The 10,302-nt window shown below is 65.5% G+C and carries 12 protein-coding genes; 5 read left to right on the top strand and 7 right to left on the bottom strand.

Annotation, left to right across the window (positions count from 1 at the left end; genetic code table 11):
• Nucleotides 1-3: 3 nt before the first annotated feature.
• The 3 genes from ON44_RS27115 to dapE are packed head-to-tail and all read right to left on the bottom strand — an operon-like array spanning nucleotide 4 to nucleotide 2,508.
• Nucleotides 4-606, bottom strand: a complete 603-nt coding sequence (locus ON44_RS27115; RefSeq protein ID WP_051182501.1) for an LOG family protein — start codon at nucleotides 604-606, stop codon at nucleotides 4-6.
• On the bottom strand, nucleotides 600-1,406 hold the full coding sequence (locus ON44_RS27120) for an LOG family protein (protein ID WP_040695129.1): 807 nt from the start codon (nucleotides 1,404-1,406) through the stop codon (nucleotides 600-602). Before ON44_RS27120 ends, ON44_RS27115 begins: the two co-directional genes overlap by 7 nt.
• A gap of 10 nt (nucleotides 1,407-1,416) precedes the next feature.
• Nucleotides 1,417-2,508 carry a succinyl-diaminopimelate desuccinylase gene (gene dapE / locus ON44_RS27125; protein ID WP_040695117.1) on the bottom strand — a complete coding sequence of 364 codons (1,092 nt, stop codon included), beginning with the start codon at nucleotides 2,506-2,508 and terminating at the stop codon, nucleotides 1,417-1,419.
• 64 nt (nucleotides 2,509-2,572) lie between these two features.
• On the opposite strand from dapE, the gene ON44_RS27130 reads away from it, so the two are divergent.
• Together ON44_RS27130 and dapD are read left to right on the top strand one after the other, a co-directional pair.
• The gene (locus ON44_RS27130; protein WP_085998627.1) at nucleotides 2,573-2,989 is read left to right on the top strand and encodes an HflX-like GTP-binding protein; all 417 of its coding nucleotides are present in this window, start codon (nucleotides 2,573-2,575) and stop codon (nucleotides 2,987-2,989) included.
• Nucleotides 2,990-3,059: 70 nt separating this feature from the next.
• Entirely contained in the window at nucleotides 3,060-4,007 is a 948-nt protein-coding gene (gene dapD, locus ON44_RS27135) for a 2,3,4,5-tetrahydropyridine-2,6-dicarboxylate N-succinyltransferase (RefSeq protein WP_040695131.1), read from the top strand.
• Nucleotides 4,008-4,172: 165 nt separating this feature from the next.
• Here the strand turns inward: dapD and ON44_RS27140 are convergent, their stop codons facing one another.
• Nucleotides 4,173-4,562: a PPOX class F420-dependent oxidoreductase gene (locus tag ON44_RS27140; RefSeq protein ID WP_040695118.1), complete on the bottom strand. Its 390-nt coding sequence runs from the start codon at nucleotides 4,560-4,562 to the stop codon at nucleotides 4,173-4,175.
• A gap of 43 nt (nucleotides 4,563-4,605) precedes the next feature.
• Nucleotides 4,606-6,033, bottom strand: a complete 1,428-nt coding sequence (locus tag ON44_RS27145; RefSeq protein ID WP_174415141.1) for an acyl-CoA synthetase — start codon at nucleotides 6,031-6,033, stop codon at nucleotides 4,606-4,608.
• Between the two features lie 131 nt (nucleotides 6,034-6,164).
• On the opposite strand from ON44_RS27145, the gene ON44_RS27150 reads away from it, so the two are divergent.
• Entirely contained in the window at nucleotides 6,165-7,016 is an 852-nt protein-coding gene (locus ON44_RS27150) for an oxygenase MpaB family protein (protein ID WP_040695119.1), read from the top strand.
• A gap of 9 nt (nucleotides 7,017-7,025) precedes the next feature.
• Here the strand turns inward: ON44_RS27150 and ON44_RS27155 are convergent, their stop codons facing one another.
• Nucleotides 7,026-7,655 (bottom strand): TetR/AcrR family transcriptional regulator, encoded by a 630-nt coding sequence (locus ON44_RS27155; protein WP_040695120.1) that lies wholly within the window; start codon nucleotides 7,653-7,655, stop codon nucleotides 7,026-7,028.
• Between the two features lie 187 nt (nucleotides 7,656-7,842).
• On the opposite strand from ON44_RS27155, the gene ON44_RS27160 reads away from it, so the two are divergent.
• Together ON44_RS27160 and ON44_RS27165 are read left to right on the top strand one after the other, a co-directional pair.
• Complete coding sequence (locus ON44_RS27160) at nucleotides 7,843-8,727, top strand: oxygenase MpaB family protein (RefSeq protein ID WP_040695121.1); 885 nt, start codon at nucleotides 7,843-7,845, stop codon at nucleotides 8,725-8,727.
• Nucleotides 8,728-8,831: 104 nt separating this feature from the next.
• Nucleotides 8,832-9,701: an oxygenase MpaB family protein gene (locus ON44_RS27165; protein ID WP_040695122.1), complete on the top strand. Its 870-nt coding sequence runs from the start codon at nucleotides 8,832-8,834 to the stop codon at nucleotides 9,699-9,701.
• A 28-nt stretch (nucleotides 9,702-9,729) separates the two neighbouring features.
• Here the strand turns inward: ON44_RS27165 and ON44_RS27170 are convergent.
• The coding region (locus ON44_RS27170; RefSeq protein ID WP_040695133.1) for a proline dehydrogenase family protein at nucleotides 9,730-10,302 on the bottom strand (573 nt) is incomplete at its 5' end.

Here is a 10,302-nt window from a genome sequence, read left to right on the forward strand (position 1 = left end):
GCGTCAGTTCTCCTCGTCGAGAGTGGTTCCCGGCTCCTGCGTCACCTCGGATGCCTGCACCGGTTTCAGCGCCGCGAAGGCCGCGGGCAGATCTTCGACCACGGTGACCCTGGCCATGGCCGACTGGGACACGAACTTCCGATCGTAGAGTTGGTCCAACCAGTCGAACAGACCCCGATAGAAACCATTGGGATCGAGCACAACCACCGGCTTATCGTGTTGGCCCAGATAGCCGCCGGTCCAGGTTTCGAAGAATTCCTCCAGCGTGCCGATGCCGCCGGGCAGAGTGAGAAAGGCGTCGGCGCGGTCCTCCATGACCTGTTTGCGCTGGCGCATGGTGTCGGTGACGATCAGCTCGTCGGCATCGACATCGGCCACTTCCTGGTGCACCAAGTGTTTCGGTATCACCCCGACGGTGTGCGCACCGCCCGCGCGGGCGCCGGTCGCGACCGCGCCCATCATCGAGACGTGACCGCCGCCGGAAACCAATTGCCAACCGCGCCTTGCGATCTCGGTGCCGACCCGGGCTGCGAGGGCGAGCATCGCCGGATCGGCGGTGCTGGCCGAACAGTAGACACAGACCGCGTATCCGGCTTTGCTCACCATTGATCCTCCGTCCCGAGGGCATCGGTATCGGTGGCCCCGTCCGCGGTGGCCAGGATGATCTGCACGACCTCCTCGACGCTATCGGTCACATGCAGCAGGCCGAGGTCGCCGGGGGAGATCTTGCCGGAACCGCCGAGCGAATCGCGCAGCCAGTCGACGAGTCCGGCCCAGTACTTGCTGCCGAACAGGATGATCGGGAAGCGGGTGATCTTGTGGGTCTGCACCAGGGTGAGCGCCTCGAACAACTCGTCCAGGGTGCCGAATCCGCCCGGCAGGCAGATGAATGCCTGCGAGTACTTCACGAACATGGTCTTGCGTGCGAAGAAGTAGCGGAAGTTGATACCGAGGTCGACCCATTCGTTGAGGCTCTGCTCGAACGGCAACTCGATGCCGAGTCCGATCGAGAACCCGCCCGCCTCCGACGCGCCCCGGTTCGCGGCCTCCATCACGCCGGGTCCGCCGCCGGTGATCACCGCGAATCCGGCCTGTGCCAGCGCACCACCGATGGCCATGGCGGCGTGATACTCCGGATGCCCCGCCGAGGTGCGGGCCGAACCGAAGACGGTGACCGCGCGCGGCAGTTCGGCGAGCGCACCGAAGCCCTCGACGAATTCGGCCTGGATGCGCAACACCCGCCACGGATCGGTATGCACCCAATCGCTTGGTCCGTGCCGGTCCAATAGGTTCTGGTCGGCGGTGCCGCCCGGTTTGCGATCGCGGCGGAACATGATCGGTCCGCGGTATTTGGGTGTCGACTTCGGCGTGCTTGCGATCTCGTTATCGGCGGCTTCGGCGGACATGGCGCCCACGCTACCGGGATGCGCCGGTGAGGTAGCCGCGCAGCACCTCGGCGACCGAGGTGATCTGGGCGACCGGCACGTGTTCGTCGCGCTTATGGGCGAGATTGGGGTCGCCGGGACCGAAGTTCACCGCCGGGATGCCGCGGGCGGCGAAGCGCGCGACATCGGTCCAGCCGTATTTGGCGCGCACACTGTCGGCGCCGACCACGGTGATCAGATCCTTGGCGGCGGGTGCGGACAGGCCGGGCAGTGCGCCCGCGGCGGCGTCGGTGAGCTCGAAATCGAGCTCGAGTCCGTCGAATACCTCGCGCACATGCTCGGTGGCCTGGGCGACGCTGCGGTCGGGGGCGAAGCGGAAGTTCACGTCGACCTCGGCCTCGTCCGGAATGACATTGCCCGCCACACCACCGTCGATGCGGACCGCGGAAAGGCCCTCGCGATAGACGCAGCCGTCGATATCGACCTCGCGGGCCTGGTATTCAGCGAGCCGTTGCAGCACCGGGGCCATGCGGTGAATCGCATTGTCGCCCTTCCACGACCGCGCCGAGTGGGCCCGCACGCCCTTGGTCGTCAGCCGGGCGCGGAGGGTGCCCTGGCAACCCGCCTCGATGACACCGCCGGACGGTTCGCCGAGGATGGCCAGATCGCCGACGAGCCAATCCGGGAGGTCGCGCTCGATGTGGTTGAGGCCGTTGTACTTCGCGGAGATCTCCTCGCAGTCGTAGAACATCAGCGTCAGATCGTGCACCGGCTCGGCGACGGTCGCGGCCAGATGCAGGAAGACCGCGTCACCGGATTTCATATCGACGGTGCCGCAGCCGTACAGCTGGCGCTCCCCCGCCTCGTCCACAAAGGTGCTCGGCACATTGTCGGCGATGGGCACGGTATCCAGGTGACCGGCCAGGATGACCCGAGTCGGCCGACCGAGATCGGTGCGGGCGAGCACCACATTGCCATGCCGCAGCACCTCGAACCCCGTTGTCTGCTCGCGCAGCGCCCGCTCGACAATGTCGGCGATAACCGCCTCGTTCCGCGACACACTCGGGATGTCGACAAGAGCCGCGGTCAGCGTGATGGGATCGGCGCGCAAGTCGATGGTCACGCGCCCCAGCCTACGGTTCTCCGGTCGCACCCGTCGCCATCGCGGCGGCGATACGGTGTTCGGTATGCACCCGGCCCAGCGGCGCAATCGGTTACCGCGCCGCTATCGGCGACGGCCACCCGATACGGCGACGGTTTCGGTCGCCGGGGCCGACATCGTCGTAGTCGGCTTCTTCTCCGCCAGGGAGCCGGACTACGCGACGCGCATGGACGATGCCGCGAACGCGGTCGCGACCCTCGGTGGTCGGGTCGTCGCGACCTTCACCCAGCGCCGTGGCGTCTCGGCCGGCGGCGTCCGCCTGATGGCGCGGCCGTTTTCACCCCGGACGCTGTTCAGCGCCGGAAAAGTCGGCGAGATCGCCGCGGCCTGTGCGGAACTCGCCGCAGATGCGGTAGTGGTCGTCAACCAGCTCACCCCGCACCAACGCGCGGTGCTGACCGAGGCTTTCGGGCGGTCGACGATCAGCATCGCGGAATTATGACGGGCCGGGTGGTGGGTAGCGGTCGACGTGGCTCACCATGGGCCGCGGCGGGTGGGTAACCTCTGATGACGTGAGCATTCTGGGAGCAGCAGCAGTCGGTATCGCCAATGTGACCGCGGATGGGACCGTATTGGATACCTGGTACCCGAATCCGGAATTGGGCGCGTTCGGTGACACCGGCACGAAGCGCCTGGACGAGGCGCCCGCGGAATACGCGGCGCTGCTCGGATTCGACGAGGCGCGCGGGGTCGATGTGATCGCGGTGCGGACCACGATCGCCGATCTGTCGGCCGCCCCCGTCGACGCGCACGATGTGTACCTGCGGCTGCATCTGCTCTCGCATCGGCTGGTCAAGCCGCACCAGGTGAGCCTGGACGGGCAGTTCGGACTGCTCAGCAATGTGGTGTGGACCAACCACGGTCCGGCCGCGGTGGAGGGTTTCGAGGCAACGCGCGCCAAGCTGCGCGCCCGCGGCCCGGTCACCGTGTACAGCATCGACAAGTTCCCCCGGATGGTCGACTACGTTGTGCCGTCGGGTGTGCGCATCGGTGACGCCGACCGGGTCCGCCTCGGCGCGCATCTGGCCTCCGGCACCACCGTCATGCACGAGGGCTTCGTGAACTTCAACGCGGGCACCCTCGGCGCCTCCATGGTCGAGGGCCGCATCTCCGCGGGCGTCGTGGTCGGCGACGGCTCCGATATCGGCGGCGGCGCCTCCACCATGGGCACCCTGTCCGGCGGCGGCACCACCATCATCTCCATCGGCGAGCGCTCCCTGCTCGGCGCCAACTCCGGCCTCGGCATCCCCTTCGGCGACGATTGCGTCCTGGAGGCCGGGCTCTACCTCACCGCGGGCACCAAGGTCACCACCCCCGACGGCACCGTGGTCAAGGCCGCCGAGCTCAGCGGCCAGAACAACCTCCTGTTCCGCCGCAACTCCACCACCGGCGCCGTCGAGGTCGTCCACCGCAAGGGCACCGGCATCGAACTCAACGCCGACCTGCACGCCAACGACTGAGCTAGGCTCCCCCGCCTCCCCGAGCCTTTAGGCGCCAGACTCAGTCGCGACAGCGATGAGGTTGGCGGGCGGCGGTAGAGCCATGGGCAAGTTGGCTCGTCCCCGACGAGTTACCCATGTGCGTACGAGATCAGTTGTCTCGTTGATCCGGGCCTGCGACAGGCTCTACCCGTGGGTGACGCCTGCCTCCAGGCCGAAGGCGATCACTCGGGTGGGGTGGATGCGGATCATTTCTCGGGAGACGCCGGAGATGTAGGGGTCTACGTCGGTCAATTGTTCTGCGGTGCCGCGGATTTCGAGGCAGCGGACGCGCCAGGGTTGGATGGAGGCGACGTCGTCGACGACGAAGGCGATGCGGTTGTTGGTGGCGATATTGCGGAATTTCCAGGACTTGCCCATATTCCAGCCCGCGATATCGATGGTGCCGAGTTCGGCGTTGTAGCGGAAGCCGACCGGGCTGTTCTGGGGTGAGCCGTCGGGGCGTACGGTCGCCAGTCGGCCCAGGCGCTGGGTGGCCAGGTAGTCGATCTGTTCGGGTGTCAGTGCTGCGCTCATACCGGCGACCGTAGAACCTGAACCGAAGTAGAGGTCAAGCTGTTCAGCCGAGCAGCTTCTTCTGCACCTTCCCCATGGCATTGCGCGGCAGTGAATCCACCACGCGGACCTCGCGCGGGCGCTTGTGCACCGAAAGCTGTTCGGCCACATGCTCGATGAGGGCCTTCTCGATGGAATCCGGTGCGGCACCGCGCAATACGACGTATGCGACGATCCGCTGTCCCAGATCGGCGTCCGGGAGCCCTACTACCGCAACCTCGGCCACATCCGGATGTCCGAGCAGTACGGTCTCGACTTCGCCCGCGCCGACGCGATAGCCACCGGACTTGATGAGGTCGACCGATTCCCGGCCCACGATGCGGTGGAAACCATCGGCATCGATGGCCGCGACATCACCGGTCTTGAACCAGCCGTCCTCGGTCCAGCATTCGGCGGTCGCCTCGGCCCGGTTGCGGTAACCGTCGAACAGCATCGGACCGCGAACCTGCAGGCCACCGATGCTCTCGCCGTCATGCGGGACATCCGCACCGGCCTCGTCCAGCAACCGGGTCTCGACACCCGCGACGGGTGTGCCGACCCATCCGGGGCGGCGCTCCCCATCGAACCGAGTGGACAGCGTGATCATCGTTTCGCTCATCCCGTACCGCTCGACCGGCGCGTGCCCGGTGAGTTCGCGCAGCCGCTCGAATACCGGCACCGGCAGCGGCGCACTACCCGAGACGAGCAGCCGCGCATCACGCAATTTCCTTGCGGCATCGGGATCTTCGACAATGCGCGACCACACGGTCGGCACCCCGAAATACAGCGTGCCACGCGCTTGCGCATATGCCTGCGGTGTCGGCTTCCCGGTGTGGATCAGCGGGCTGCCCACCCGCAGCGGCCCGAGCACACCGAGGATCAGCCCGTGCACGTGGAACAGTGGAAGACCGTGCACCAGAACGTCGTTCGGCGTCCAGGCCCACGCGTCCGCGAGCGCATCGAGCCCGGCTGCAATGGCACCGCGATTGAGCACAACCCCCTTGGGCAGACCGGTGGTCCCCGAGGTGTACAGCACGAATGCCGGTGTGGCGGCGTCGGGCTCGGGGTAGGTATGCCACGAGCGCGCGTGCACGCGCACCGGAACCACCGGAAGATCCGTCCCCTCCGGCGCCTCGCCCAGCCACGCCTGCGCACCGGAGTCGGTCAGGATATGCGCCAGTTCGGCGGTCCCCGAATCCGGCGGCACCGGCACCACCGTCACCCCGGCGATGAGGCAGCCGACCACCGCGAGCACTGTGGTCACGGTCGGTCGCGCCAGTACCGCCACCCGATCGGCGCGCGCGATGCGCTCGGCCACCGACGTTGCCGCACCGAGCAGATCACTGCGCGACAATGTCACCCCGTCGATGGTGACGGCATCCGGTATATCCGCTCCCCCGGCGACAGCGAGCGGATCGAGCGAACTGAGCAGCAGCGGCGGACCGAACGACATTCGCTCACGCTACTTCGGCGCGACACCGCACCAGCACGCTCCCCCCTGACGACAACGTGACGGTTGACACACCTATGAGACGGTGAGAACGTCTAAACAATTCCTTCTCAACGATGAGAACGGGGTCGACAATGACCAGCCCGTTTCGTAAACCCGCGTCCACACCCGCCGAGGACGCCTTCGATATCGAGCGATACCTCGACGGTGTCGCCGCATTCTTCGGCGGAACCGCGAATGTCATCATGCAGCTCAGCACGTTGCCGGTCGGCTACGGCGTGCTGGAGAGCACCGTCGACAGCGGCAAGGTCATGCTGCATCCGATCAAGCGGCTGCGCACCACCCTTACCTACCTCTCGGTCGCCATGCTCGGCACCGATGATGAACGCGACGTCTATCGCGACGCCGTGAACCTGTCGCATCACTCGGTCAAGTCGACTGCGGCGAGTCCGGTCAAGTACAACGCCTTCGATCCCGAGCTGCAGCTCTGGGTGGCCGCCTGTCTCTATTGGGGCGCCCGCGATCTCTATGAGCGCATGCACGGACCGATGAACGACGCCGACGCGGAAGCCTTCTACCGCTACGGATCTCGGCTCGGCACCACACTGCAAATGCGTCCGGAAATGTGGCCCGCCGACCGTGTCGCCTTCGACACGTACTGGACCGAACATCTCGCGAAGACCACCATCGATCCCCCGATCCGCGACTACTTCAACGATCTGATCGATCTGAAGATGCTCCCGCGCCCCGCCCGCTTACTGTTCGCCCGATTCCACCGCTTCGTGGTCACCGGCCTGCTGCCCGAGCATCTGCGCGACCAGATGGGCATGTCCTGGACCGCCGACGACGATCGGAAACTCGCCAGAATCATGCACACCACCGGCTCGATCACCGCACGAATGCCGAAGCAGGCCAGGCTGTTTCCGATCAATGCCTACCTGTGGGATATGCGCATCCGCAGGCGGTTCGGCCTGCGGCTGGTGTGATTCAGGGCACTACGGCCGGAACGAAACGACCACATGGTCGCGCGCGAACTTGCGGATCGCGGCGTCGTCGTCGAGCGGAAGGACCGTTTGCGGCGTCAGCGCCAAGGACAGCGCCGTCCGCGCGATCATCTCCGCGACCGGCTCCGGATCGTATTCGGGCAACTTGCCCTCCCCCTGCAGCCGGGTGATGAATTCGGCAACATAGTCGCGGCCGAGCTCGAGCACCGGCGCACCCTTGACCGTGAGATACGGCAGTACGATCTCCGGCTCGGTCTTCAACAGCCGGTCGAGCAGCTTATTGCCGCACAGTCCATTCAGGAAGGCGACGAACAGCTCCACGATCTGATCCTCGGCGCCGGCATCGCGATCGACCTGCCGCTGCTGTGCCGCATCCACCTCCTCGACGAATTGCCGTGCCTGCCGCATCCCGACGGCCTGGATCAGATCGGATTTGCTCGCGAAGCGCCGGTAGAGCGTGGCCAGCGAAAGCCCACACCGCCGCGCGACCTCCACCATGCTGGTCCGCTTGATACCGAAGTCCAGGAACGCCAGTAGAGCGGCATCCAGCACCCGTGTCTGGTTGCGGTCCTCCGGGCCCGTGCTGCGCACCAGCGCCAGCAGTCTGGTCAGCGTCGCCATAACTTCCACCCCTATTCCGCTCCGATGACACGATGACACCGCTAGCATCGCATGCCGTCAGTCGGCGCCACCACGAACGGTCCCGAAAGCGTGATTGACAGCACCACGAGGCAATGAGAAGGTTTATGTAGAACCTTCTCATCCGTCCGTCTTTGTCGCGGACGGCCACAGAAAGGCGAGGTCAACGATGACCGAACCCCTCCGCAGTGCCGATCACCGACCGACTCCCTACCGCGTCGGCCCCGCCGCCGCCGAGCCCATCACCCCGGAAACCGTCGAGGAGTACGTCGACGGAGTCGCGGCCTTCCTGGGCGGCGCCGCCAATGTGATCATGCAACTGAGCCTGCGTCCGGTCGGGCGCGGCGTACTGGAGAGCACGGTCGACAGCGGCAAGGTCACACTGCACCCGATCAAACGGCTACGCACCACCCTGAGCTATCTCGCGGTGGCACTGATGGGTTCGGATGAAGAGCGCGCGCTGTATCGGGAGGCGGTCAACGAATCGCATCGACCGATCCGCTCGACCTCGGCGAGTCCGGTGCGATACAACGCCTTCGATCCCACACTGCAACTCTGGGTCGCGGCATGCCTCTATTGGGGCATCGACGATCTATACACCCGCATGCACGGGCCGATGAATCCCGATGTGGCCGAGGACTTTTATCACTACTGCGCCCGGCTCGGCACCACCTTGCAGATGCGACCGGAGATGTGGCCCGCCAATCGCGCGGATTTCCAACGGTATTGGGACGAGAACCTGCCGAAGCGCGGTATCGAACCCGCCCTGCGCGACTACTTCGACGCCCTCATCGATCTGAAGATGATGCCGCGCCCCATTGGATTCGCCTTCGCCCGACTCCAGCGGTTCGTCGTAACCGGCCTGCTGCCACAGCATTTGCGCAATGAGATGGGAATGACCTGGTCCCAGCACGATCAGCGCCGCTTCGATCGGCTGCTGCGGATGATTTCGGCGGTGCACACCCGGCTGCCGAAGCCGGTGCGAATGTTCCCGTTGAACGCCTATATGTTCGACGTTCGCCGCCGCATCCGACTGGGTAAACCGCTCGTATAAGGGGACCGTTTGACACGCTATCGAGGTGATGAGAAGGTAAATAACAATTCTTCTCATCACCTTTCGATTGCCGCCGATCGCCCCCCTGAAAGACGAGGCCAACGATGACCTTGCCGCTACCCGCGGAGCCGCCCGATCCCGGACCGACCTGTCGCTACGGCACCGTCGACAACTTCGCGATGGACGAATTCTGGAGCGGTATCGCGGCCTTCCTCGGTGGGACGGCGAATGTCATCATGCAGCTGAGCCTGCGGCCGGTCGCGTACGGCGTCATGGAGAGCACGGTCGAATCCGGCCGGATCGATGTGCACCCGTGGAAGCGGACGCGCACCACGCTGACGTATCTCGCGGTGGCGCTGATGGGCACCGAGGAGGATCGTGCGAACTATCGCGAGGCCGTCAACGGCTCACATCGCGCAGTGCATTCCAAGCCGGGCGCCGCGGTCAAATACAACGCCTTCGACCCGAAGCTGCAACTGTGGGTCGCCGCCTGTTTGTATTGGGGCTTGGTCGATCTGGAGGAACGGCTGCACGGGCCGATGGACGAGGACACCGCGGATGTGCTGTACCAGTACGCCGCTCGGCTCGGCACCACACTGCAGATGCGACCGGAAATGTGGCCCCGCGACCGAAAAGCCTTCCAGGAGTATTGGAATACCACTCTCGCGACCAAGACCGTCGATGCCCGCACCCGTGCCTACTTCAACGATCTCATCGATCTGAAGATGGTCGCCTGGCCGTTGCGGATGTTCGGCCCACTACAGCGGTTCTTGGTGACCAGTCTGCTGCCGCCGCACCTGCGTGCCGAGATGCGCATGAATTGGAGTGCACGCCAGGAGCGCTTCGCGAACCGACTGCTGCGCGCGATCGGCGCTGTGCACCGCATACTTCCCAAGCCCGCCAGGCTCTTTCCGATGAATCTCTGCCTGTGGGATATGCGCAGGCGGCACCGTCTCGGCAAGCCGCTCGTCTGAGCTCACCCACCCCGCCGGCTGCCATCCCCTAGGACTTGCTGACCAATGCGCGCAGAAAGAATGTGAGGTTGGCCGGACGTTCGGCGAGGCGGCGGGTCAGGTAGCCGTACCACTGGCTGCCGTACGGCACATACACCCGCATTGCATTGCCCGCGGCAGCCAGCCGCAACTGCTCCGGATCGCGGATGCCGTAGAGCATCTGGTGCTCGAACCGGTCTGGGCCACGGCCGGTTTCGGCGGCCAACTGTTCGGCGGCGAGGACGAGCACCGGATCGTGGGTGGCCACCATCGGATAGCCTGCACCGCACATCAGGATCTCCAGACAGCGCAGATAGGAATCTGTCACTTCGGCGGAGCGCTGGTAGGCGACGGTATGCGGTTCCCGATATGCGCCCTTACACAAGCGGATTCGCGATCCGGACAGCTCGCGACAGTCCGCCTCGGTGCGATGCAGATAGGCTTGCAGAACCGCACCGAGCCAAGGGAATTCGGTACGCACTTCACGAACTGTGGTCAGCGTGGCTTCGGTGGTGGTGTGGTCCTCCGCGTCGACGGTGACCCACACTCCGGCCTGGGCCGCTTTGGTGCACAAAATGCGCAG

Source organism: Nocardia vinacea NBRC 16497, from assembly GCF_000308835.1.
GTDB classification, from domain to species: domain Bacteria; phylum Actinomycetota; class Actinomycetes; order Mycobacteriales; family Mycobacteriaceae; genus Nocardia; species Nocardia vinacea.